Raw genomic sequence first — 24879 nt, 5'->3', positions numbered from 1 at the left:
CCGACGGACATCGTTGCATTATTGGGGATGCGCCGTCGGGATGCTACAAGAATTAACCAGCCTGTAACCGTTACAGGATGCCTTTGACGCTTTCGGCAAGCGGGGTGGTCGGGCGGCCGATCAGCGTGCTCAGGGTCCGGCTGTCGTCGAACAGACCGCCTTTCGACGCGCCGATATCAGAGTCAGCCAGCATATCCGCCAGCCCGGCTGGCAGACCGACGCCTTTCAGTGCGGCGGCGAAGTCGGCTTCGCTGAGGTTTTGATATACCACGTTTTTACCGCTTTGTTTGCTCAGTTCCGCGGCAAGTTCACTCAGCGTCCACGCGTTATCCCCTGCCAGTTCGTACACTTTCCCGGCATGCCCCTCTTCACTGATAACGCGGGCCGCAGCGGCGGCGTAATCCGCGCGCGTGGCGGAAGCAATTTTGCCGTCACCGGCGGCGCCGATAAATACGCCATGTTCAATCGACGGCGGCGCGCTGGCGAGGTAGTTTTCGGTGTACCAGCCGTTGCGCAGCAGTGCGTAAGCAATACCGGCGTCGGCAAGCATTTTCTCGGTGGCGATATGTTCATTCGCCAGCCCCAGCGGGGACTTATCGGCGTGTAGCAGGCTGGTATAAGCGATGAATTTCACGCCAGCGGTTTTTGCGGCGTTAATAACGTTGCGGTGCTGCGCGGCGCGCTGGCCCACTTCGCTGGATGAGATCAACAGCAGTTTGTCGACGCCCAGCAGGGCGGCAGTCAGCGCGGCTTCATCGCCGTAGTCGGCCTGACGAACCACAATGCCTTGCTGGCTAAGGGTTTCAGCTTTTGCCGGATTACGCACAATAGCGACAATCTGGCTGGCAGGGACGCTATTTAACAGGTTTTTCAGAACGAGCTGGCCAAGCTGGCCGGTTGCACCGGTAATCGCGATCATGGGTCTTCTCCTTCGTATTTATAGATAGTGGTGGTAAGCTAGCACTGTTACTAACTTTTAGTAAGTACGCACAAAAAGGTAAGTATGAATATGGCAAATCTGACGCTGAGCGAGCAGCTACGCAATGGCAACCTGTTTGCAGAACAGTGCCCCTCACGGGAAGTGCTCAAGCATGTTACCAGTCGCTGGGGTGTACTGATTTTGCTGGCCCTGCGTGACGGTACTCACCGTTTTAGCGATCTGCGCCGTAAGATTGGCGGCGTCAGCGAAAAGATGCTGGCCCAGTCGCTGCAGGCGCTGGAGCAGGATGGTTTTCTCGATCGCGTGTCCTACCCGGTGGTACCGCCGCATGTTGAATATAGTCTGACTCCACTCGGTGAGCAGGTGAGTGAGAAGGTGGCGGAGCTGGCTGACTGGATAGAGCTGAATCTGCCCGCGGTTCTGGCGAACCACGGGCAGGTGGCGTGAGCCGGGAAAATTCCCCGGTTGTCGCTGGCGCCTGTGTATCCCCGGTAAGCGGAGTGGGGCGCGACCGGGGGACAGGAAGTTACTTACTCAAATCCAACTGATAAATGGCAAAGCCGATATCGTCAGTGGCGACCTGGCGCATCGGATATTGCGCTTTCTCTTTGATGAACGCCGCGGCTTTATCACCCGGAGAGGTTTCAAAACGGATATCCAGCGGGACGTTGCTGTGGATCGGCGCCAGACGCCAGTTATTATCCGCAGCCGGATGGATCTCGCCGTGTTTCTTCGACTCCGCGCCAATCCACGCCGCCAGTACCGAGCGGTTCTCATCCGGTGAGGCAAAAGCAATATGGTTCTCACCGGTTCCCGGGAATTTACCGCCGTAGGCACGGTAGTTATTGGTGGCAACGAGGAAAGTGGCCTTCGGGTCTATGGGTTTGCCGTTAAACGTCAGTTGCTTGATCCGCTCGGCCTGCGGGTTAACGCTGTTACATTCGCCGTCATAGCGCGCCGGTTGCGTGATATCAATCTGATAGTTCACGCCGTCGATAACATCAAAGTTATAGGTGCGGAAGCCGTCCCAGTTAATTAAAGACTGCGGCTTGTTGCTGGTGGGGTCAATCTGGTTGAACTGGCCGGCGGAGCACTCCAGCCACTCTTTGACCTCTTTACCGCTCACTTTCATCACCACCAGCGTGTTCGGGTACAGGTACAGATCGGCGGCGTTACGGAAGGTTAGCTGGCCTTTTTCCACCTCAACAAAGCTGGCCGGATCATTTTTACGCCCACCGGCTTTAAACGGCGCGGCGGCGGAGAGCACCGGCAGTTTCGCCAGATCCGGGTCGCCCTGGATATAGTGCTCCACGTAGGCCTTCTGCGCCATATTCACCACCTGCACGGTCGGATCGTCCTGCACCAGCGCCAGGTAGCTGTACATATTATCGGAGGATTGACCGATCGGCTTACCGACAAACTCGCGAGTGGCGTCATGGTCGGCTTTTAAGACCGCCACCATGTGGCTGTCTTCCGCCGCGAGGGATTTTTTTGCGACCGAATCATAGATGGGGCGCGCCTCGGCTTTTGCGTCAGTGACCTGCCATTTGCCGCTGTCGTTATTCAATACCAGGTCGACCACCCCAAGATGGTCGCCCCACATACCCGGCATTACCGCCGGGACGCCATTCAGTGTGCCTTTGGTGATATCTACGCCTTTAATCGTGGCGAAGTCTTTGCCCGGGAAGACGGCATGGGCGTGACCAAACATAATGGCATCCACGCCAGGGACCTGACTTAAATAGTAAACGGAGTTCTCCGCCATCGCCCGGTACGGGTCGGCAGAGAGACCTGAGTGGGCAATAACCACCACGACATCCGCTCCTTTCTCACGCATTTCGGGAACGAATTTGCGCGCGGTTTCGGTAATGTCGTTGACGGTGACCTTACCGCTAAGATTGACTTTATCCCAGGTCATAATCTGCGGCGGGACGAAGCCGATATAGCCGATGCGCAGCGTCTGCGTGTTACCTTCGCTATCCTGAACCTGAGTATCCTGAATCAGATAAGGCGTAAACATCGGTTTGCCGGTTTTAGCGTCGATAATGTTGGCGTTGACGTAGGGGAATTTCGCGCCAGCCAGCGCCTTGTGCAGGAAATCGAGGCCGTAGTTAAATTCGTGGTTGCCGAGATTTCCGACCACATAATCGAGGGTATTCATCGCTTTATAGACCGGGTGAATATCGCCCTCTTTAAGCCCTTTTGCGGCCATATAGTCACCCAGCGGGCTGCCCTGAATGACGTCGCCGTTATCGACCAGTAGGCTGTTTTTACTTTCCTGACGAGCTTTCTCAATCAGCGATGCGGTTCGCACCAGGCCAAATTTTTCCGTCGGCGTATCTTTGTAATAGTCGAAGTCCATCATATTACTGTGTAGATCGGTGGTTTCCATGATCCGTAAATCGACTGTCGCCGCATTTAGGCTGGCAGCGATCAACGTTGCCAGCAGCGTTGCGCTAAACTTAATCATCGTGGCGTCCTTTTTATGAGCAATGGCACAGTAGAAAATGTATTTACATTCTGTTGCTTACAGAAGTGTGAATCATGCCATAAAAGCGCGGGTGGAAACCGTCAGCGTTATCACAGATAGCGGAACTCACTATGATGCGATATAAATAAAACAACGAGTTAACGCCACTGTAATCAGACGAGGTGGAGAATGTTAGAACAAGTATGTCAACTGGCACGGAACGCTGGCGATGCCATCATGGAGGTTTACGATGGAAAACAGCCGATGGACGTTGCCAGTAAAAAGGATGATTCTCCGGTCACGGCAGCGGATATTGCGGCGCATAAAGTGATTATCAGCGGCCTGCTGGCCATGACTCCCGACATCCCGATTCTGTCGGAAGAGGACCCGCCCGCCTGGGATGTCCGCCAGCACTGGCAGCGTTACTGGTTGGTGGATCCGCTGGACGGCACCAAAGAATTTATCAAGCGCAACGGCGAATTTACCGTCAATATCGCCTTGATCGAAAACGGCAAACCCATACTTGGCGTGGTCTATGCGCCGGTGATGAAGATGATGTACAGCGCAGAAAAGGGAAAAGCATGGAAAGAAGAGTGCGGCGTGCGTAAGCAGATTCATGTCCAGGATACGCGTCCGCCGCGCGTAGTCATCAGTCGCTCCCACGGCAATGACCCGGAGCTGGAGGAGTACCTGGAGCAGCTTGGAGAACATCAGACCACGTCCATTGGTTCCTCGCTGAAGTTCTGCCTCGTCGCCGACGGGCAGGCCCAGCTTTATCCGCGCTTCGGGCCGACTTGTACCTGGGACACCGCGGCAGGTCATGCGGTCGCCAGCGCCGCCGGGGCGCAGGTTCACGACTGGCAGGGGCGCACTCTGGACTATACGCCGCGTGAATCGTTCCTCAACCCCGGTTTCCGGGTTTCTATTTATTAAATCCCCTGCGCTTCCTCGCTTTGCCTCTCTGGCAATAATGAAGAAGCGCAGCGTCAGTTCTCTTCATTACTCAGATAAGCGGAAGGTGCGGGCGCGATCCCCATTCTGCGCTCAACCCAGGCCACGAGAAGAAAGGTTACGGCGCTCACCAGTGAACCCGCAATAATTGCCATGATTCCGTAAGGTTCGCCGGCCAACTGCCAGCCCAGCCCGGCAAGTGAACCAAAAATAATTGACCATAGACCGGCATTGGGTGTCGCCCCCTTCCACAGTAGGCCAAATAAATAGGCGGCGAAGGGTCCGGTCGCGCGTAGCGTAAAGGCAAACATTAATAAGCTGATTATTTCCCCGCTCCATAAAGCAATCAGAATGGCGAGGATGCCGACCACCAGCACCACCCAGCGGCTCATTGTCAGCGTATTGGTCGCTTCTTTATGAAAATATTGTTCGTGAATATCTTTTACCCAGATACTGGCGGCACCCAGCAGATCGCCGGATGCGCTGGATAAGGTGGCGGAAATCACCGCCGATAGCAGCAGCCCGGCGATCCCCGGAGGCAATAACTGTACCGATACGGTTGCCAGCGCATTATTCGGATCAATATCAGGGAAGGCGGCGAGGGCGATTAATCCCAGCACCGCAGGGATAAAGGCGTATATAGCCATAAACAGGCTGCATAGCAGGGAGCCGACGATTGCCACCCTTTCGTTTTTGGCGGAGTAGTAACGCTGGACGGCTTCTTGCCCGGTGGAGAAGGTCATAAAGTACATGACCGTCAGGCCGATAATGGTTTTCCAGCCCAGACGCGTCATCTCAAACTGGCTTTCGGGAACATGGGAAACGACATAGCCCCAGCCGCCGTCCAGCATGGATAACGACACCGGAATAGCGACAGCAAAGCCTAAAATAATTAAAAAGAACTGCACAAAGTCCGTTAATGTTACGCTCCACATGCCGCCAATCCATGTATAAAAAACGACGACAATGCCGGAAATAATAATAGCGTATTGCGTATTAAAACCGGTAAGAACATGCACAATTGTGGCCGTTGCGGTTATTTGTGCGGCACCCAGTGCGACCAGCGCTAATAATGAAAGAACGGTGGTAATAAGGTAGCTGCCTTTACCGTAGCGACGGCCAATGATTTCCGGTACGGTTGTCGCCATTGCCCGGCGCATATAAGGCGCAATAAACGAAACCAGAAAAATACCCAGGCCAGTAGCGACCACGTACCATCCGGCCGACAGTCCCCATGCGCCGTAGGCTTTTGAGGCAACGCCTACCGAGCTGCCGCCGCCGATTTCCGTCGCGGCCAGCGTTCCTGCCAGCATAATAGGTCCAAGACGACGCCCGGCGAGGTGATAATCTTCGGTATTTTTAATTTTTGTTCTGGCATATAGTCCGATGCCAATCATTGACATCATATATAATATGATAATGATGTATATTGTGGTTTTGTGATCCATCCCTTTCTCCTGTTACGGTGAAAGGGATATGTATTCAATTACCATGCCAGTGTGAATGGGTAATAGGGAAAAACAAATGCGAAACCGGTCACTATTATTTACTCATAATGATAAATCCGCTTCACATTGATAACGATATTATCAATTCACCTCATCTGGCCTGTATTTTGTGTGGCTAGAGCCGAATTGTGCTTATGGATCGCGTCCCTCCCGCGATGACGGGAGAGATTCAAGATTATTCAGCCAGCAGCTTGTGCAGCAGGGCGATAACCTGCTGCACTTCATCCTGGGTGAGTGCGCCGTCTTTGGCCCATTGTACGCGGCCATTTTTATCCAACACCACAATCGCTGAGCTCTCTTTGTTAAGCTGCCACGCTTTGCGTACCTGGCCGTTGCTGTCGACGATAAACTGCGACCAGGGATAGCGCTGTTTGTTGCTCTCGATACTGCTGCGGACAAAGATTCCTGAGCCAGGGATCGCATCATCGGTATTGATGATGGTGGTGGTCTGATAGCGATCGTGTGGGAACTTCGCGTTTTTAATGGCCTCAATTAACATGGCGTTTTTTTCTTTCGCCGAAGAGCGTCCGGCGATGTGCTGTACGACGCGTACTTTTCCTGTCAGTTGTGCGCTATTCCAGTTTTTATAGCTAAATTTATCATTATCCAGCACTAACTCTCCGCGGTCTGCTACACCGACTGGCGCGACACGTTGTCCGTCGACAAAGTTATGCGCTGACGCCATCAGTGGCAACAAAAGCGATGAAACGGCCAGCAATTTACGTAGGGTCATGATGTTTCCTTATTATCGTTGCAGGTGATCCGACCACTTGGTCTGCTTTAAGCATAAGTGCGATTGCCGGTCTTACCCGCAATGATGGTGCCAGTTTGCGCGTTAACGCACAAATTCGTCTAATATCGGGGACTTATACTCTGATTGCCGGATGTCTGAAACGAAAACTCTGAATTAATGTCATTAAACGGTAAATAAACTTATACAAACTGGGTATCACTGAGATTCTGGACTATAGTTTCAGGGCACTAAAATTTGCGCTCCCGATACGTGGGCTAACTGTGGCACCACAAGAGCGTAACCCTGGCAGGAGACAACAATGAAAATTTTCCAACGCTACAACCCGCTACAAGTAGCGAAGTACGTGAAGATCCTGTTTCGTGGACGTTTGTATATCAAGGACGTTGGCGCTTTTGAATTTGATAAGGGTAAAATCCTTATCCCGAAGATCAAGGACAAGCTGCATTTGTCAGTGATGTCTGAGGTCAACCGTCAGGTTATGCGTCTGCAGACAGAGATGGCCTGAGGGTAAAAGATGGCTCCCGACGGGAGCCATATTTCGTTTTAAAAGGGCTTACGCCGATGCTTTTTCGTTATCCGCGGCATCCGGTATTTTGGGGGACAGCACCGTCGGCTTATTGTCGATACGGGTCACCAGCAACTGGTCGATGCGGTAGTTGTCGATATCCACCACTTCAAACTTATAGCCAGAGAATTTTACGGCGTCGGTGCGTTTGGGAATTTTACGCAGCATAAACATCATAAAGCCGCCAATCGTTTCGTAATTACCCGACTGTGGGAATTCATCGATATCCAGCACGCGCATCACGTCATCAATCGGTGTACCGCCGTCAATCAACCATGAATTTTCATCGCGTGCGACGATCTGCTCTTCCAGCCCCTGACCGACCAGGTCGCCCATCAGCGTGGTCATCACGTCGTTAAGGGTGATAATCCCCACCACCAGCGCATACTCGTTCATGATTACAGCAAAGTCTTCACCGGCGGTTTTGAAGCTTTCCAGCGCTTCGGACAGCGTCAGAGTGTCCGGGACAATCAGCGTATTGCGGATTTGCACACCCCCGGTTAACACTAGGCTTTGATTCGCCAGCACGCGGTTAAGCAGATCTTTGGAATCAACGTAGCCGATGATGTGATCGATATCTTCGTTACAGACCAGAAATTTGGAGTGCGGATGCTCTGCGACTTTATTTTTCAGGCTCTGTTCATCTTCATGGAGATCGAACCAGATGACGTTTTCCCGGGAGGTCATGGATGAAGGAACGGTGCGCGACTCCAGCTCGAACACATTTTCAATTAGCTCATGTTCCTGTTTACGCAGCACTCCGGCCAGCGCGCCGGCTTCCACCACGGCGTAAATATCATCAGAGGTAATGTCGTCTTTACGCACCATTGGAATTTTGAACAAGCGGAAGATGTTGTTAGCCATGCCATTGAACAACCATACCAGCGGGCGAAAGGCAAACAGGCAGAAGCGCATCGGGTTGATGATGCGTAAAGCGACGGCTTCAGGCGCAATCATACCGATGCGTTTCGGAGTCAGGTCAGCAAACAGGATGAACAGGCTGGTGACCAGGGTAAAGGAGATGATAAAGCTTAGCTGTTCGGCCAGCGCGGGGGACATATAGCGGCTTAGCAGACCATCGAAAGCCGGTGAGAATGCGGCATCGCCGACGATACCGCCGAGAATCGCCACCGCATTGAGGCCGATTTGCACCACGGTAAAGAAGGTGCCGGGGTTCTCCTGCATTTTGAGAACGCGTTGGGCGTTCACATTGCCGTCATCGGCCAGCAGTTTGAGTTTGATTTTACGTGACGCGGCCAGCGAGATCTCCGATATCGCAAAGAATGCACTGACGGCAATCAGACAAAGTATGACTAAAATACTGTTTAACATATCTTATCTGATCGTTGAGATCAGATCCTCGGAAGGGAAGTGAATAATACTCATGTGGAACACACAAAAAACCGGTCCGAAGGCATAGGACCGGCTTGTAACACGGGGTAGTATAGCGTAAGGCACCGTATAGCCGCCAGCGCGTAAATTATTCAGCCAGGCAGTAACATCAGGCCTGTGGCGGCAGACACACGCCGATCCCCCCGATACCGCAGTACCCGTATGGGTTTTTGTGCAGATACTGCTGATGATCGTCTTCCGCATAATAGAATGGCTTCGCCGTCGCTATCTCAGTGGTGATCGTGCGCGAGTCGTTCGCTTCGTGCATTGCCGCCTGGAAACGCGCCAGGCTGGCTTGCGCCGCTTTGCTTTGCTCCTGCGTCAGCGGGTAAATCGCTGAACGATACTGGGTGCCATGATCGTTGCCCTGCTGCATGCCCTGCGCCGGGTCGTGATTTTCCCAGAATACCTGTAATAACTGTTCATAACTGATGACCTGGGGATCGTAGACCACACGGACGGCTTCCGCATGACCGGTCTGACCGCTGCAGACTTCGCGGTAGGTCGGATTTGGCGTATAGCCTCCGGTATAGCCCGCGGCGGTGCTGTAAACGCCAGGAAGCTGCCAGAACAGGCGTTCGACGCCCCAGAAACAGCCCATAGCAAACAGGGCGATCTCCATTCCTGCCGGAATGTTGGTCATTGAGTGGCCATTGACGGCGTGGAGCGTAGCCACCGGCATCGGCGTATTGCGTCCCGGCAGCGCGTCCGCCTGGGCGACAAGATGCGTTTTATCAAATAGACTCACGGTGGGCCTCATAAAAACAGAAAAGGGGGTTTAGGTTGTAACCAGGCGTGTCTTTTAACACAATACACACGCTCAATACGTCTAAATTTAAACATAAGAACTATTTGGGCTATTGTCACTTTTTCAACCCCTGGCTGTTAGTGGGTTGTTAAGCCGTGGAGCGGCGATTTCGTTTCCTTCGGGGCAAACAAGGATATTCAGGAGAAAACGTGCTACAAATCCGCCAGTTATGTATCACCAGCCTTTTACTGGTCAGCGGGGTCGCCAGCGCAGCGAGCGTGCGTTTGCAAGTGGAGGGGTTATCCGGGGAGCTGGAAAAAAACGTCCGCGCCCAATTGTCTACGATCCAGAGCGATGAGGTGACGCCGGATCGGCGCTTCCGCGCGCGCGTGGACGATGCTATTCGTGAAGGGCTCAAAGCGCTGGGTTACTACGAACCGACGATCGATTTTGATTTGCGTCCGCCGCCAAAGAAGGGGCGCCAGGTCCTGATTGCTAAAGTCACGCCCGGCGAACCGGTGCGTATTGGCGGTACCGAGGTTATTTTGCGCGGCGGAGCGCGGACCGATCGCGACTATCTGGATCTGTTAAAAACGCGCCCGGCCATCGGCACTGTGCTCAATCATAGCGATTATGATGGCTTCAAAAGTTCACTGACCCGCATTGCGCTGCGCAAGGGATATTTCGATAGCGAATTTAATAAAAGCCAGCTTGGCGTCTCTCTCGACAGACATCAGGCCTTCTGGGATATCGACTACAACAGCGGCGAGCGCTATCGCTTTGGCCCGGTCACTTTCGAAGGCTCGCAGATTCGCGACGAATACCTGCAAAACCTGGTGCCGTTTAAACAGGGCGACTACTACACTTCGCAGGATTTAGCCGAACTCAACCGCCGTCTGTCGGCTACCGGCTGGTTTAGCTCTGTGGTCGTGGCGCCGCAGTTTGCAAAGTCCCGCCAGACCAAAATTCTGCCTTTGCAGGGCGTTGTCTCCCCGCGTAAAGAGAATACCGTTGAAACCGGCGTCGGTTACTCAACTGACGTCGGCCCGCGGGTCAAAGGGACGTGGAAAAAGCCGTGGATGAACTCGTACGGCCATAGCCTGACTTCCAGTCTTAGCGTTTCCGCTCCTGAGCAGCAGCTTGATTTCAGCTATAAAATTCCGCTGTTAAAAAGCCCCCTTGAGCAGTACTACCTGATGCAGGGCGGATTCAAACGTACGGACCTCAACGATACGAAAGCGGACTCAACGACCCTGGCCGTTTCGCGCTACTGGGAGATGTCGAGCGGCTGGCAGCGCGCGCTGAATCTGCGCTGGAGCCTTGACCACTTTACCCAGGCTAACGTGACGAATACCACGATGCTGATCTATCCGGGCGTGTCGGTGAACCGGACCCGCTCGCGGGGCGGTCTGATGCCAACCTGGGGCGATTCGCAGCGCTACTCGGTAGACTATTCCAACACCCTGTGGGGCTCGGATATTAACTTTATCGTCATGCAGGCGCAGGATGTGTGGATCCGAACGCTCTACGACCGTCACCGTTTCGTGGTGCGCGGCAATCTCGGCTGGATTGAAGCCGATAACTTCAGCAAAGTTCCGCCGGACCTGCGTTTCTTCGCCGGGGGGGACCGGAGTATTCGTGGTTATAAATACAAATCTATCTCGCCTAAAGATGATGATGGCAAGCTGATAGGGGCTTCGAAGCTGGCTACCGGCTCGCTGGAATATCAGTATAACGTGAGCGGCAAGTGGTGGGGCGCGGTGTTTGTCGACAGTGGTGAAGCCGTGAGCGATATCCGTGAAAGTGATTTCAAAACCGGCGCGGGCTTTGGCGTGCGCTGGCAGTCGCCGGTCGGGCCGATCAAACTGGATATCGCCAGGCCGATAGGCGACAAAGATGAGCACGGTTTACAGTTTTACATTGGTCTGGGGCCTGAATTATGAGTTTATGGAAGAAAATAAGCCTCGGCGTACTGATTTTTCTGGTGTTGTTACTGGGAACAGCAGGGTTTCTGGTGGGCACCACTACGGGCCTGCATCTGGTGATAAACGCCGCCAATCGTTGGGTTCCGGGGCTGGAAATCGGCAAAACCACCGGCGGCTGGCGTGACCTGACGCTCAATAATATACGTTATGAACAGCCTGGGGTGGCGATAAGCGCAGGTCAGTTCCACCTTGGCGTCAAGCTGCGCTGCCTGTGGGACAGCAGCCTGTGCGTCAACGATATCTCTCTGCGCGATATTTATGTGACGATCGATACCCGTAAAATGCCGCCAGCTGAGCCGGTGGAGGAAGAAGAGAGCGGCCCGCTAAATCTTTCCACTCCCTATCCGATTACCCTGAACCGGGTGGCGCTGCATAACGTCAATGTGAAAATTGACGATACCGCCGTTTCGCTGCGTGATTTTTCCAGCGGCCTGAACTGGCAGGAGAAAAACCTGACCCTGACGCCGACTTCGTTGCAAGGGTTGCTTATTGCGCTGCCGAAAGCAGCAAAAGTGGCGCAAGAGCAGGTGGTCGAACCGAAAATCGCCAACCCGCAGCCGGAAGAGAAACCGATTGGCGAGATGATGAAAGATCTCTTCTCGAAGCCGGTGCTGCTGGAAATGGCAGACGTTCATTTGCCGCTGAATCTCAATATTCAGGCGTTCCGCGGCGAACAGCTGCGCCTGACCGGCGATACCGATATGACCATCTATACGCTGTTGCTGAAAGTCAGCAGCACTGACGGGCAGATGAAACTGGATGCGCTGGATGTGGACTCCGACCAGGGCAACGTGAAGGCTTCCGGTCGCGCGCAATTGCAGGGAAACTGGCCGGTTGATATCACCCTTAACAGCACGCTGAATATCGATCCGCTGAAGGGCGAGAAGGTGCAACTGAACGTCGGGGGCGAGGTGCGTAAAAAGCTGACGGTTGGCGTGGATTTAACTGGCCCAGTGGCAATGACGCTGCGTGCCGAAGCGCAGCTGGCTGAAGCGGGCTTACCGCTGGATATGGAGGTTAAAAGCAACCAGCTCTACTGGCCGTTTACCGGCGAGAAAGCGTTCCAGGCCGATGATCTGCTGCTGAAATTTAACGGCAAAATGACCGACTACACCATGGCTTTCAGCACCGCGGTGAAAGGACAATCGCTGCCGCCGGCAAAAATTAGCCTGAACGCGAAGGGCAACGAACAACAGGTCAATATCGATAAGCTGACCGTCGCCGCCCTGGAGGGGAAAACCGAGCTGAAAGCGCTGCTTGACTGGCAGCAGGCGATCAGCTGGCGTGGCGAACTGACGCTCAACGGCATTAACACCGCGAAAGAGGTGCCTGAGTGGCCCTCGAAGCTCAACGGTCTGATTAAAACTCAGGGTAGCCTGTACGGCGGAAGCTGGCAGATGTCGGTGCCGGAGCTAAAAATCACCGGTAATGTGAAACAGAATAAGGTCGATGTGAACGGTTCGCTGCAGGGCAATAGCTATATGCAGTGGAAAATCCCCGGCCTGCATCTGGCGTTAGGCCCTAATCGCGCCGACGTGAAAGGCGAACTGGGGGTGAAAGATCTGAACCTCGACGCCACGATTGATGCGCCGCGGCTTGATAATGCGCTGCCGGGACTGGGCGGCACGGCGAAGGGACTGGTGAAAGTCCGCGGTACCGTCGATGCGCCGCAGCTACTGGCGGATATCACCGCCCGGGCGCTGCGCTGGCAGGAGCTGTCCATTGCGCAAGTGAACGTGAAGGGGGATGTCAAATCTGCAGAGCAGATTGGCGGAAACCTTGATGTACGCATCGATCGTATTCGTCAGCCGGGTGTCAATATCAGCCTGGTACAGCTCAATGCGAAGGGCGACGAGAAGCAGCACGACCTGCAACTGCGGGTGCAGGGCGAGCCGGTTGCCGGGCATCTGTCGCTGGCAGGGAGCTTTGATCGTAAAGCAGAGCGCTGGAAAGGGACGCTCAGCAATACGCGTTTCCAGACGCCGGTGGGGCCGGTTGCCCTGACGCGGGATATTGCGCTGGATTACCGTCATCTTGAGCAAAAAATCAGTATCGGGCCACATTGCTGGACTAACTCTGATGCCGAGCTATGCGTGCCGCAAACCATCGACGCGGGGGCGAGCGGGCACGCGCGGGTGGATCTCAGGCGTTTCGACCTGGCGATGCTGAAGCCGTTTATGCCGGAAGAGACGCGCGCCAGCGGCGTATTTAGCGGTAACGCTGATGTGAGCTGGGACACGACCAAAGAGGGATTACCGCAGGGCAAGGTCACGCTAAACGGGCGTAACGTGAAAGTGACCCAGATGGTCAATGACGCGCCGCTACCGGTGTCTTTCGATACCCTGAACCTCACGGCCGATTTGCACAATAACCGCGCGCAGCTGGGCTGGTTGATTCGTTTGACCAACAACGGTCAACTGGACGGGCAGGTTCAGGTCACCGATCCGCAGGGACGCCGCAATCTGGGGGGCAATGTTAATATCAACAACTTCTCGCTGGCGATGATAAATCCTGTTTTCGCGCGCGGTGAGAAGGCTGAGGGGATACTTAACGCGCATCTTACGCTTGGCGGTAATGTGCAGAACCCGCAGTTGCATGGTCAGATGCGGCTCAATGGCGTGGATATTGAAGGCAACTTTATGCCGTTCGATATGCAGCCGAGCCAGCTGGCAATGAATTTTACCGGCACCCGTTCAACATTGCAGGGAACGGTGAATACCAGCCAGGGGCAAATTGCTTTAAGCGGTAGCGCCGACTGGACGCAGATTGATAACTGGCGCGCGCAAATCGCGGCGAAAGGCAGCCGGGTGCGGATAACCGTGCCGCCGATGGTGCGCCTTGATGTATCGCCGGATGTGGTCTTTACTGCCACACCAAGCCTGTTTAGCCTTGATGGCAGCGTCGATGTGCCGTGGGCACGTATTGTCGTCAATGAAGTGCCGGAAAGCGCCGTTGGCGTCTCTTCTGATGAAGTGATGCTGGATAAAAATCTGCAACCGATTAAGCAGCAGAGCGCCAGTATCCCCATCAACAGTAACCTGATGATCCACGTCGGCAATAATGTTCGTCTGAGCGCCTTCGGCCTGAAAGCCCGTTTGACCGGTGATTTGAAAGTCGCTCAGGATAAACAGGGGCTGGGCCTGAACGGGCAGATCAGTATCCCGGAAGGCCGTTTTCACGCCTATGGTCAGGATCTGATTGTGCGTAAAGGTGAGCTGATGTTCTCCGGCCCACCGGATCAGCCGTTGTTGAATATTGAAGCTATTCGTAATCCGGATGCCACTGAAGATGATGTGGTTGCTGGCGTTCGAGTGACCGGTTCGGCCGATCAGCCGAAAGCGGAAATATTCTCTGACCCGGTAATGTCGCAACAAGAGGCGCTCTCTTATCTGCTGCGAGGGCAGGGGTTAAGCAGCGGACAGAGCGATAGTGCGGCTATGACCTCGATGCTTATTGGCATGGGGGTTGCACAAAGTGGTCAGGTTGTGGGTAAAATCGGCGAGACGTTTGGCGTAAGCAATCTGGCGCTGGATACCGAGGGGGTGGGTGACTCCTCCCAGGTGGTGGTCAGCGGCTATGTACTGCCGGGTCTGCAGGTAAAATATGGGGTAGGGATCTTTGATTCCCTGGCGACGTTGACGTTGCGTTATCGCCTGATGCCTAAGCTATATATGGAAGCGGTGTCTGGCGTAGACCAGGCTCTCGATTTGCTCTATCAGTTTGAGTTTTAGCAATGCGAATATTTGTTTACGGCAGTTTACGACGCAAACAAGGCAACAGCCACTGGATGACTAATGCTCAGTGGCTGGGCGATCATAGTGTCACTGATTATCAACTGTACAACCTGGGCCACTATCCAGGTGCAGTGCCGGGTAAGGGCACAGTACATGGTGAAGTTTATCGTATTGACGCTTCGACGCTGGCTGAATTGGATGCGTTGCGTACCAAAGGGGGCGAGTATGCTCGTCACTTAATCCAGACGCCCTACGGTAGTGCCTGGATGTATGTCTATCAGCGCCCCGTTGAGGGGTTTGTGCTGATAGAAAATGGCAACTGGTTGGACAGAGACCAGTATCAATAACGGCAACGCCACCTTCGGGTGGCGTTGTTTTCTTTAGACAAAAAACACCGCCGAAGGCGGTGTTCGTTGGTCAGAACGCTGCGGGATTACTTCTGTTTCGCGCGCTCAAAGGAAGCAACGATTTCAGCTTTCGCCGCTTCGGCGTTGTCCCAGCCATCAACCTTAACCCATTTGCCGGCTTCGAGGTCTTTATAGTGTTCGAAGAAGTGGGTGATCTGCGCTTTCAGCAGTTCCGGCAGGTCGCTCACATCTTTGATGTGATCGTACTCTTTGCTCAGCTTGGTGTGCGGTACCGCAACCAGTTTGGCATCTTCACCGGATTCGTCGGTCATTTTCAGCACGCCAACCGGACGGCAGCGGATCACTGAACCCGGCTCCAGCGGGTACGGCGTCGGGACCAGAACGTCCACCGGGTCACCGTCCAGAGACAGAGTGTGGTTGATGTAACCGTAGTTGCACGGATAGAACATCGCTGTGGACATAAAACGGTCAACGAACAGTGCGCCGCTCTCTTTGTCGACTTCGTATTTGATTGGATCTGCGTTCGCCGGGATTTCGATCACGACGTAGATGTCTTCCGGCAGATCTTTGCCTGCAGGTACGTTGAGTAAGCTCATGTCTGTTTCCTTTAAAATGTATGGCAAACAAGTGCCAGGTATTATAGCCAACTCACATCGAATGTCTTCGCTTCTTTTTCCGCGAAATGCATGGCAAGCGTCTGAATTTTTCCCCGTTAAACAATCGAAAAATCCATAAACATAGCCGCATACTGAATAAATTTATGTAACCGTTTTCATTGCATGTGCTTGATATCTCAATACGTGCAAAATTTCATCATAAACAGCCATCATCACACAGGGCGCGAAGCCTTATGGGCTCTCTGCTGGCGTAAGTTGTGTCGATTAACATCTAATTAACTTTTTTGAAGTGTGATGTAACGCATCCAGTTACATCTCCGATTGTCTATAGTTTGTCCGCAGGTGAGGTTTTAACCAACAATAACCCTACGAGGATCTTCTTATGTGGAAGCGCTTACTTCTTGTCACAGCAGTTTCCGCAGCTATGTCGTCTATGGCTATGGCTGCCCCTCTTACCGTAGGTTTTTCTCAGGTCGGTTCAGAATCCGGCTGGCGTGCGGCTGAAACCAACGTCGCCAGGGCGGAAGCGAAAGAACGCGGTATCACCCTGAAAATTGCCGATGCGCAGCAAAAGCAGGAAAACCAGATTAAGGCAGTACGTTCTTTCATCGCGCAGGGGGTTGATGCCATCTTTATCGCTCCGGTGGTGGCGACCGGCTGGGAGCCGGTACTGAAGGAAGCCAAAGAGGCAAAAATTCCCGTTTTCCTGCTCGATCGCTCGATTGATGTAAAAGATAAAGATCTCTATATGACGACCGTCACCGCGAACAACGTGCTGGAAGGTAAGCTGATTGGCGAATGGCTGATTAAAACCGTTGATGGTAAGCCGTGCAACGTGGTTGAACTGCAGGGCACCGTCGGAGCAAGCGTGGCGATTGATCGTAAGAAAGGCTTTGCCGAAGCCATTGCTAACGCGCCGAATATCAAAATTATCCGCTCCCAATCCGGCGACTTTACCCGTAGTAAGGGTAAAGAAGTGATGGAGAGCTTTATTAAAGCGGAAAACAACGGCAAGAACATTTGCATGGTTTACGCCCATAACGACGATATGGTCATTGGCGCAATTCAGGCGATTAAAGAGGCCGGGCTGAAGCCGGGCAAAGATATCCTCACCGGCTCCGTTGACGGTGTACCGGATATCTATAGAGCAATGATTGCCGGTGAAGCGAATGCCAGCGTCGAGTTGACGCCGGACATGGCCGGGCCGGCATTCGATGCGCTGGAGAAATACAAAAAAGACGGCACCGTACCTGAGAAAGTGATCATCACTAAATCAACGCTCTACTTACCGGATACCGCGAAAGAAGAGCTGGAGAAGAAGAAAAATATGGGCTACTGAGTGGTTGTCTGACGACTGCACGGCTGAGAACCCTCTCCTCCCGGAGAGGGTTAAGGTGAGGGGAGAGCATGAACGACGAATCACATCAGGAAATTCTTCGTACCGAAGGGTTAAGCAAATTTTTCCCCGGCGTGAAAGCGCTGGATAACGTTAATTTCAGCCTGCGGCGGGGCGAAATCATGGCCCTGTTAGGTGAAAATGGCGCGGGCAAATCAACCCTGATTAAAGCGCTGACCGGGGTCTATCATGCGGATCGTGGGGCTATCTGGCTGGAAGGGCAGGAGATCGCGCCAAAAAATACCGCTCATGCCCAGCAGTTGGGGATTGGCACCGTCTATCAGGAAGTAAACCTGCTGCCCAATATGTCGGTGGCGGATAACCTGTTTATTGGCCGTGAACCGAGACGCTTTGGCCTGCTGCGGCGTAAAGAGATGGAAAAGCGCGCGACGGATCTGATGGCGTCCTACGGTTTTTCCCTTGATGTGCGCGAACCGCTCAATCGCTTTTCGGTTGCGATGCAGCAGATTGTGGCGATCTGTCGGGCGATTGATCTGTCCGCAAAAGTGTTAATTCTTGATGAACCCACCGCCAGTCTGGATACCCAGGAAGTGGAGATGCTCTTCACCCTGATGCGCCAGTTGCGCGATAGCGGGGTCAGTCTGATTTTCGTTACCCATTTTCTTGACCAGGTGTATGCGGTGAGCGATCGCATCACCGTCCTGCGCAACGGTTGCTTTGTTGGCTGCCGGGAAACCCGCGAACTGCCGCAAATCGAACTGGTGAAAATGATGCTGGGTCGTGAGCTGGAGCATAACGCTCTGCAACGTGCAGGCCGTACTCTGCTGAGTGAGAAACCGGTCGCCGCCTTCGAAGATTTTGGCAAAAAAGGCACCATCGCGCCGTTTAATCTCCAGGTTCGTCCTGGAGAGATCGTGGGTCTGGCGGGCCTGCTCGGTTCGGGAAGGACGGAAACGGCGGAAGTGATCTTCGGCATCAAACCCGCGGATTGCGGCAAAGCATGGATCAAAGGCAAACCGCAGACTCTGCGTTCGCCACATCAGGCATCCTGCCTCGGGATCGGTTTTTGTCCCGAAGATCGCAAAACAGACGGTATTATCGCCGCTGCGTCGGTACGGGAAAATATCGTTCTCGCGTTGCAGGCGCAGCGCGGCTGGCTGCGGCCGATTGGCCGACGTGAACAAAATGAGATTGCCCAGCGCTTTATCCGCCAGTTGGGGATTCGTACCCCTAACGCTGAGCAACCGATAGAGTTCCTCTCCGGGGGGAATCAGCAGAAAGTTTTACTCTCTCGCTGGCTACTGACCAAACCACAGTTCCTGATCCTCGACGAACCGACGCGCGGTATTGATGTCGGTGCCCATGCGGAGATCATCCGTCTGATCGAATCCCTGTGTGCCGATGGCCTGGCGCTGCTGGTGATTTCTTCAGAGCTGGAAGAGCTGGTGGGCTATGCCGATCGGGTGATTATCATGCGCGATCGCCAGCAGGTGGCGGAACTGGCGCTGAGCGAGCTCTCCGTTCCGGCGATCATGAATGCTATTGCGGCATAAGGAGTAACCGATGATGCCTCAATCAGTTCCGAAAACCGGACAGCCGAAACGGCGCTTTACCTGGCCAAAGGGGATGCCGCAAATTATTGCCTTACTGCTGGTGCTGGTGATCGACAGCATGGTTTCCCCGCATTTCTACCAGATAGTGCTCCAGGAAGGGCGGCTGTTCGGAAGCCCCATTGATATTTTGAACCGCGCAGCGCCGGTTGCCCTGCTGGCGATCGGCATGACGCTGGTTATCGCCACCGGCGGGATTGACCTCTCTGTCGGAGCGGTGATGGCGATTGCCGGCGCGACGGCGGCGTCGATGACCGTGGCGGGACACAGTCTGCCGGTGGTGCTGCTGGCCTCGCTGGCCGCTGGCGCGCTGGCCGGTCTGTGGAACGGGATCCTGGTGGCGATGCTGAAGATCCAGCCTTTTGTCGCCACGTTAATCCTGATGGTTGCCGGTCGCGGCGTGGCGCAGTTAATCACTTCCGGGCAGATTGTGACCTTTGATTCCCCACACCTTGCATGGCTTGGCAGCGGTTCGCTGCTGCTTTTCCCGACGCCGGTGATTATCGCTGTCCTCACGCTGCTGCTGTTCTGGCTGTTTACCCGCAAGACCGCGCTGGGGATGTTTATCGAAGCGGTGGGCATTAACATTCGCGCGGCGAAAAACGCCGGGGTGAATACCCGCATTGTGGTGATGCTGGCCTATGTATTAAGCGGCGTTTGTGCGGCGATTGCCGGGATTATTGTCGCGGCGGATATTCGCGGGGCCGATGCCAATAATGCCGGTTTATGGCTGGAGATGGACGCTATTCTGGCGGTGGTGATCGGCGGCGGTTCGCTGCTGGGGGGGCGTTTTAACCTGCTGCTTTCGGTGGTTGGGGCGCTGATTATCCAGGGGATGAATACCGGGATCCTGCTGTCGGGATTCCAGCCGGAACTTAACCAGGTCGTCAAAGCGGTGGTGGTGCTGTGCGTGCTGGTTGTCCAGTCGCCGCGCTTTATCAGTTTACTGAAGGGGATGCGCAGCCATGATAAAACGTAATTTACCGTTAATGATCACCCTGGCGGTATTTCTGCTGGGGTACCTCTACTGCCTGGTTCAGTTTCCGGGATTTGCTTCGACGCGGGTAATCTGCAATATCCTGACCGATAATGCTTTTCTTGGGATTATCGCCGTCGGCATGACTTTCGTGATCCTCTCCGGCGGGATCGATCTGTCGGTGGGATCGGTTATCGCCTTTACTGGCGTATTTCTCGCCAAAGCGATCGGCTTCTGGGGATTTTCGCCGCTGGTGGCGTTTCCGCTGGTGCTGGTGATGGGGTGTGCTTTTGGCGCATTTATGGGCTTGCTGATCGATGCGCTGAAGATCCCGGCGTTCATCATCACGCTCGCCGGGATGTTTTTCTTGCGCGGTGTCAGCTATCTGGTTTCCGAAGAGTCAATCCCCATCAATCATCCGCTGTATGACACCCTCTCCGGACTGGCATGGATGATACCCGGCGGCGGTCGTCTGAGCGCGATGGGGCTGCTGATGCTGCTGGTGGTGGTGGTAGGGATTTTTCTGGCTCACCGTACTCGTTTTGGCAATCAGGTTTATGCTATTGGCGGCAATGCAACATCGGCAAATCTGATGGGGATCTCTACGCGCAGCACGACGATCCGCATCTATATGCTTTCCACCGGGCTGGCGACGCTGGCGGGGATCGTTTTTTCCATTTATACCCAGGCGGGCTATGCGCTGGCGGGCGTGGGGGTCGAGCTGGATGCGATCGCTTCGGTGGTGATTGGCGGCACGCTGTTAAGCGGCGGTGTCGGGACGGTGCTGGGCACCTTGTTTGGCGTTGCGATTCAGGGGCTGATTCAAACCTATATCAACTTCGACGGTACGCTGAGTTCATGGTGGACCAAGATCGCCATTGGCATTCTGCTGTTTATCTTTATCGCGTTTCAGCGAGGTCTGACGGTATTATGGGAAAATCGGCAGAGCTCGCCGGTATCAAGAGTGGAGCGCTGAGGGGAGATGCCCCCTCCCGTCATCAGGAGGGGGAAGGGCTTTACGCGTCCGGGAACGCTTTAATAAAGTTCTCGACGTCTTCCACCATATGATTATTGCCGACGAAGAAAGAGCGACGCTGGTGCAGGCTTTCCGGGATAATATCCAGAATGCGCTCTTTGCCATCACTGGCTTTGCCGCCCGCCTGTTCAGCGAGGAACGCCATCGGGTTGCATTCATACAGCAGGCGCAGCTTACCTTCCGGGTGGCTGGCGGTGCTCGGGTAGAGATAGATGCCGCCTTTTAGCAGGTTACGGTGGAAATCCGCCACCAGAGAACCGATATAGCGCGAGGTGTAGGGGCGCTGGGTCTCTTTATCTTCTTCCTGGCAGTACTTGATGTACTTCTTCACGCCCATCGGGAATTTGATGTAGTTGCCTTCGTTGATGGAATAGGTGTTGCCTTTTTCCGGGAAGCGCATGCGCTCCTGACACAGGCAGAAGACGCCAAGGGACGGGTCGTAGGTAAAAGCGTGGACGCCGCAGCCGGTGGTATAGACCAGCATCGTCGAGGAGCCGTAAACCACATAGCCTGCGGCGACCTGCCGGTTACCCGGTTGCAGAAAATCTTCTTCGGTAACGGGCGTGCCCACCGGTGTGACGCGACGATAGATAGAGAAAATCGTGCCGACCGAGACATTAACGTCAATGTTAGAGGAGCCATCCAGAGGGTCCATCAGCACCACGTATTTGGCGTGTTCGCACCCTTCAAAGACGACGATTTCATCTTCTTCTTCAGAGGCGATCCCGGCAACAATATCACGTGCTCGCAGTGCAGCTTTTAATTTTTCATTGGCGAACAGGTCGAGTTTTTGTTGTACCTCGCCCTGAACGTTTTCCGCACCGCTGGCACCCAGGATATCGACCAGACCGGCCTTATTGATATCGCGGTGGATGATCTTGGCGCCTAACTTTATCGCCGACAACAAAGCAGTAAGCTCGCCAGTAGCGTGAGAGAACTCATGCTGCTTTTCGACAATAAATTCACCTAACGTTTTCATAACCCGTTCCCTGCATGTTTATGTGAAGTAAAACGAACATCACAATCTTAACAAAGAATAAAAAAAGTTCGCACAGGTGAATCGCGCCAGCAAAATGCGGATTCGCCCTAAATGCATTTCTTTCCCCCCCAACATCCCGGTAAACTGTGCTTCAGATAAGAGAAGGAAATGACGAATGCGCATTCATATTTTAGGAATCTGTGGCACGTTTATGGGGGGGCTGGCGGTGCTGGCGCGCTCCCTTGGTCATGAGGTAACGGGGTCGGATGCGAACGTTTATCCGCCGATGAGTACCTTGCTGGAAACTCAGGGAATTGAATTAATCCAGGGGTATGATGCCAGCCAGCTGGATCCGCAGCCGGATCTGGTGATCATCGGTAACGCGATGACGCGCGGCAACCCGTGCGTGGAAGCGGTGCTGGAAAATAACATCCCGTATATGTCCGGGCCGCAGTGGCTGCACGACTTTGTCCTGCGCGATCGCTGGGTGCTGGCGGTTGCCGGGACGCATGGTAAAACCACCACCGCCGGGATGGCGACCTGGATCCTTGAAGCCTGTGGCTACAAGCCGGGCTTTGTCATCGGCGGCGTACCGGGCAACTTTGATGTGTCCGCGCGCCTTGGCGACAGCCCGTTCTTCGTGATTGAAGCCGATGAATATGACTGTGCTTTCTTCGATAAGCGCTCTAAGTTCGTTCACTACTGCCCGCGTACGTTGATTCTCAATAACCTTGAGTTTGATCATGCGGATATCTTTGACGATCTGAAGGCCATCCAGAAACAGTTCCATCATCTGGTGCGCATTGTGCCGGGCAAGGGCAAAATCATTCTGCCTGAGAACGACATCAATCTGAAACAGACGATGGCGATGGGCTGCTGGAGCGAGCAGGAACTGGTCGGCGAACAGGGCCACTGGCAGGCGAAAAAGCTGACCACCGATGCTTCCTCATGGGAAGTGTGGCTGGACGGAGAGAAAGTTGGCGAGGTGAAGTGGGCGCTGGTCGGTGAACATAATATGCATAACGGCCTGATGGCCATTGCCGCCGCCCGGCATGTCGGCGTACAGCCTGCCGATGCGGCCAATGCGCTGGGCAGCTTTATCAACGCCCGCCGCCGTCTGGAACTTCGCGGCGAAGCCAACGGCGTCACCGTATACGACGATTTTGCCCACCACCCGACGGCGATTCTGGCGACTTTGCAGGCGCTGCGCGGCAAAGTTGGCGGTACCGCGCGAATTCTTGCCGTGCTTGAACCGCGTTCCAACACTATGAAAATGGGCATTTGCAAAGACGACCTGGCGCCATCGCTTGGTCGCGCGGATGAAGTCTTCCTGCTGCAGCCTCAGCATATTCCGTGGCAGGTCGCTGAAGTGGCTGACGCCTGCGTACAGCCTGCGCACTGGAGCGCCGATGTCGATAATCTGGTGGATATGATTGTCAAAACCGCGCATCCGGGCGACCACATTCTGGTGATGAGTAACGGCGGGTTTGGCGGCATTCATCAGAAGCTGCTCGATAAGCTGGCGAAAAAAGCGCAGGCTGCCGGGTAAGCGAGACGCTTTGTTTATCTGCCCTCTGTGTGAGGGCAGATGCTTTTCGTTACCGGGTTACGCTATCCTCTGTGCGTGACATTACTCTTTCGCGATCGGCGTTTCGTTTTCCGCGACTGGGGTATTTCCTTGAATAGCGGCAATTTTCTTCTCAATGTCGGCCACTTGTTTGCTGTTATGCAGCAATGTATAGGTCAGATCGAATTGCGTGCTGGCCCCAGGCTGAAGCTGCTTAACGCGTTTCTGTTCACGCTCGATGGTTACCGGATAGGCGTAGCTGGTGCCGGGTTCAATACCGGTCACATAGCCTTGTTTCTCGGTATCAGTATTTTTCCATAGCGTCAGCACCGGTAGCTGCCGGGTATCGAACTGAATGGACGCGCCTTTATCTCCCGCTTTGTTGACCACCGCAGCCAGGCTCTGATGATTAGCATCCGCCAGCGGCTGGATATTAAAGACCATCTCATCGAAATTTTTGGTCGGACCGGCGTAGGTTTGCCAGGTTTTTAAACCGGCTTTAGCATAGTCATTGAACGGGCTGATACTGGATATTGGCGCGATAAATCGGGCGCCTTCTTCGAGGATCGGTTTACCGAAGTTGCTGTGATAGATGATTTGATAATCATGAGGATAGTCGGCGTGGTTGGTTAAGACATCATGCAGGCTGAAGCTATTGCTGCCAGGCACATAGCGCAGCTCAGTCATGGTTTGTAAATTCACTTTCTTGAAGGCGCTCTCTTTTATTAGCCCGCGCACGCGAATTTCATAAGGCGCGCTATCCGCCACCTCAACTTCTACCTGAGAGGCTGGCGTGTTGCCGGCTCTGCCATGCAGGGTATAAATTTGCCCGTCGGCGGTCACCGGATGGCCGGTCCATTCATAACCGCAGCGCACCATCATCTCATTGAACCCTTCCAGCCAACCCAGACCATTACGACTTTCCAGGTTAATAAAGGCCGGGTTGACCACCTCTTTTACCGGTGAGTCCCAGCCCATTCGCGAGCCGAAACCTTCAATTTTCAGCAGATCCATGCCACGGGTCGGGCTCAGGGTAATAGTCAGGCCATCTTTGCTGCGGATTATGAGGATTTTACTGCCCTCCTGTTTACCGCCGTGCAGCACTTTTTGCTCAATGCTGAAGGTATGATCTTTTATCTTCAGCTGATCGCTGGTTATTTGCCAGTTTCCTTTATCCATGCCGCTTTCAGCGTTTGTCAGCACCCATGTTTTTGCCATGACCGGCCCAGAGATAAGCATGGTGATTGCTGTTAAAGCTAATGTCTTTTTCATTTTTCATCCCTTTTGCTGAATCGATTGTGTTTCTGGTTCGGGAAATTTAG

General features: G+C 54.0%; 20 protein-coding genes. 11 read left to right on the top strand and 9 right to left on the bottom strand.

The annotated features are described in order from the left end of the window. Positions 1–70 precede the first annotated feature (70 nt). Positions 71–919 carry an SDR family oxidoreductase gene (locus FN037_RS18030; protein WP_142502869.1) on the bottom strand — a complete coding sequence of 283 codons (849 nt, stop codon included), beginning with the start codon at positions 917–919 and terminating at the stop codon, positions 71–73. A gap of 90 nt (positions 920–1009) precedes the next feature. On the opposite strand from FN037_RS18030, the gene FN037_RS18025 reads away from it, so the two are divergent. Beyond that, the gene (locus tag FN037_RS18025; RefSeq protein WP_142502970.1) at positions 1010–1387 is read left to right on the top strand and encodes a winged helix-turn-helix transcriptional regulator; all 378 of its coding nucleotides are present in this window, start codon (positions 1010–1012) and stop codon (positions 1385–1387) included. Between the two features lie 79 nt (positions 1388–1466). Here the strand turns inward: FN037_RS18025 and FN037_RS18020 are convergent, their stop codons facing one another. Beyond that, positions 1467–3410, bottom strand: coding sequence for a bifunctional 2',3'-cyclic-nucleotide 2'-phosphodiesterase/3'-nucleotidase (locus FN037_RS18020; RefSeq protein ID WP_138361679.1), 1944 nt, complete (start codon positions 3408–3410; stop codon positions 1467–1469). A gap of 189 nt (positions 3411–3599) precedes the next feature. On the opposite strand from FN037_RS18020, the gene cysQ reads away from it, so the two are divergent. Next, the gene (gene cysQ / locus FN037_RS18015; protein ID WP_142502868.1) at positions 3600–4343 is read left to right on the top strand and encodes a 3'(2'),5'-bisphosphate nucleotidase CysQ; all 744 of its coding nucleotides are present in this window, start codon (positions 3600–3602) and stop codon (positions 4341–4343) included. A 53-nt stretch (positions 4344–4396) separates the two neighbouring features. Here cysQ and FN037_RS18010 read toward each other — a convergent pair whose 3' ends face one another. Further along, positions 4397–5809, bottom strand: coding sequence for a sodium:solute symporter (locus tag FN037_RS18010; protein ID WP_142502867.1), 1413 nt, complete (start codon positions 5807–5809; stop codon positions 4397–4399). Between the two features lie 235 nt (positions 5810–6044). After that, complete coding sequence (locus tag FN037_RS18005; RefSeq protein ID WP_142502866.1) at positions 6045–6602, bottom strand: YtfJ family protein; 558 nt, start codon at positions 6600–6602, stop codon at positions 6045–6047. 319 nt (positions 6603–6921) lie between these two features. Between FN037_RS18005 and FN037_RS18000 the strand changes: the two genes are divergently transcribed. Further along, a complete protein-coding gene (locus FN037_RS18000; RefSeq protein ID WP_138361675.1) occupies positions 6922–7128 on the top strand; it encodes a DUF1107 domain-containing protein in 207 nt (68 codons plus the stop codon). Positions 7129–7176: 48 nt separating this feature from the next. Here the strand turns inward: FN037_RS18000 and FN037_RS17995 are convergent, their stop codons facing one another. Continuing rightward, a complete protein-coding gene (locus FN037_RS17995; RefSeq protein WP_138361674.1) occupies positions 7177–8520 on the bottom strand; it encodes a hemolysin family protein in 1344 nt (447 codons plus the stop codon). 169 nt (positions 8521–8689) lie between these two features. Beyond that, positions 8690–9328, bottom strand: a complete 639-nt coding sequence (gene msrA / locus FN037_RS17990; protein ID WP_138361673.1) for a peptide-methionine (S)-S-oxide reductase MsrA — start codon at positions 9326–9328, stop codon at positions 8690–8692. 209 nt (positions 9329–9537) lie between these two features. Here msrA and tamA point away from each other — a divergent pair, with 209 nt between their 5' ends. The 3 genes from tamA to FN037_RS17975 are packed head-to-tail and all read left to right on the top strand — an operon-like array spanning position 9538 to position 15394. Beyond that, the gene (gene tamA, locus FN037_RS17985) at positions 9538–11271 is read left to right on the top strand and encodes an autotransporter assembly complex protein TamA (protein ID WP_138361672.1); all 1734 of its coding nucleotides are present in this window, start codon (positions 9538–9540) and stop codon (positions 11269–11271) included. Continuing rightward, on the top strand, positions 11268–15044 hold the full coding sequence (locus FN037_RS17980; RefSeq protein ID WP_142502865.1) for a translocation/assembly module TamB domain-containing protein: 3777 nt from the start codon (positions 11268–11270) through the stop codon (positions 15042–15044). Before tamA ends, FN037_RS17980 begins: the two co-directional genes overlap by 4 nt. A 2-nt stretch (positions 15045–15046) precedes the next feature. Then, a complete protein-coding gene (locus FN037_RS17975) occupies positions 15047–15394 on the top strand; it encodes a gamma-glutamylcyclotransferase (protein WP_138361670.1) in 348 nt (115 codons plus the stop codon). A gap of 86 nt (positions 15395–15480) precedes the next feature. Here the strand turns inward: FN037_RS17975 and ppa are convergent, their stop codons facing one another. After that, the gene (ppa, locus tag FN037_RS17970) at positions 15481–16011 is read right to left on the bottom strand and encodes an inorganic diphosphatase (RefSeq protein ID WP_138361669.1); all 531 of its coding nucleotides are present in this window, start codon (positions 16009–16011) and stop codon (positions 15481–15483) included. A gap of 403 nt (positions 16012–16414) precedes the next feature. Between ppa and ytfQ the strand changes: the two genes are divergently transcribed. The 4 genes from ytfQ to yjfF all read left to right on the top strand — a co-directional run bounded on the left by ytfQ (position 16415) and on the right by yjfF (position 20951). Then, positions 16415–17371: a galactofuranose ABC transporter, galactofuranose-binding protein YtfQ gene (gene ytfQ, locus FN037_RS17965; protein ID WP_138361668.1), complete on the top strand. Its 957-nt coding sequence runs from the start codon at positions 16415–16417 to the stop codon at positions 17369–17371. Positions 17372–17439: 68 nt separating this feature from the next. Next, entirely contained in the window at positions 17440–18942 is a 1503-nt protein-coding gene (gene ytfR / locus FN037_RS17960) for a galactofuranose ABC transporter, ATP-binding protein YtfR (RefSeq protein WP_142502864.1), read from the top strand. Positions 18943–18952: 10 nt separating this feature from the next. Continuing rightward, positions 18953–19978 carry a galactofuranose ABC transporter, ATP-binding protein YtfT gene (ytfT, locus tag FN037_RS17955; protein WP_142502863.1) on the top strand — a complete coding sequence of 342 codons (1026 nt, stop codon included), beginning with the start codon at positions 18953–18955 and terminating at the stop codon, positions 19976–19978. Beyond that, a complete protein-coding gene (gene yjfF, locus FN037_RS17950; RefSeq protein ID WP_138361665.1) occupies positions 19965–20951 on the top strand; it encodes a galactofuranose ABC transporter, permease protein YjfF in 987 nt (328 codons plus the stop codon). Before ytfT ends, yjfF begins: the two co-directional genes overlap by 14 nt. A 40-nt stretch (positions 20952–20991) precedes the next feature. Here yjfF and fbp read toward each other — a convergent pair whose 3' ends face one another. Further along, complete coding sequence (gene fbp, locus FN037_RS17945) at positions 20992–21990, bottom strand: class 1 fructose-bisphosphatase (protein ID WP_138361664.1); 999 nt, start codon at positions 21988–21990, stop codon at positions 20992–20994. 175 nt (positions 21991–22165) lie between these two features. Between fbp and mpl the strand changes: the two genes are divergently transcribed. After that, positions 22166–23539: a UDP-N-acetylmuramate:L-alanyl-gamma-D-glutamyl-meso-diaminopimelate ligase gene (gene mpl, locus FN037_RS17940; protein WP_138361663.1), complete on the top strand. Its 1374-nt coding sequence runs from the start codon at positions 22166–22168 to the stop codon at positions 23537–23539. A gap of 81 nt (positions 23540–23620) precedes the next feature. Here the strand turns inward: mpl and FN037_RS17935 are convergent, their stop codons facing one another. Beyond that, positions 23621–24829 (bottom strand): aldose 1-epimerase family protein, encoded by a 1209-nt coding sequence (locus FN037_RS17935; protein WP_142502862.1) that lies wholly within the window; start codon positions 24827–24829, stop codon positions 23621–23623. Positions 24830–24879 lie beyond the last annotated feature (50 nt).

Source organism: Klebsiella sp. 2680, from assembly GCF_900198535.1.
GTDB classification, from domain to species: Bacteria; Pseudomonadota; Gammaproteobacteria; order Enterobacterales; family Enterobacteriaceae; genus Klebsiella; species Klebsiella indica.
This window is presented reverse-complemented; position numbering and strand designations above follow the sequence as displayed.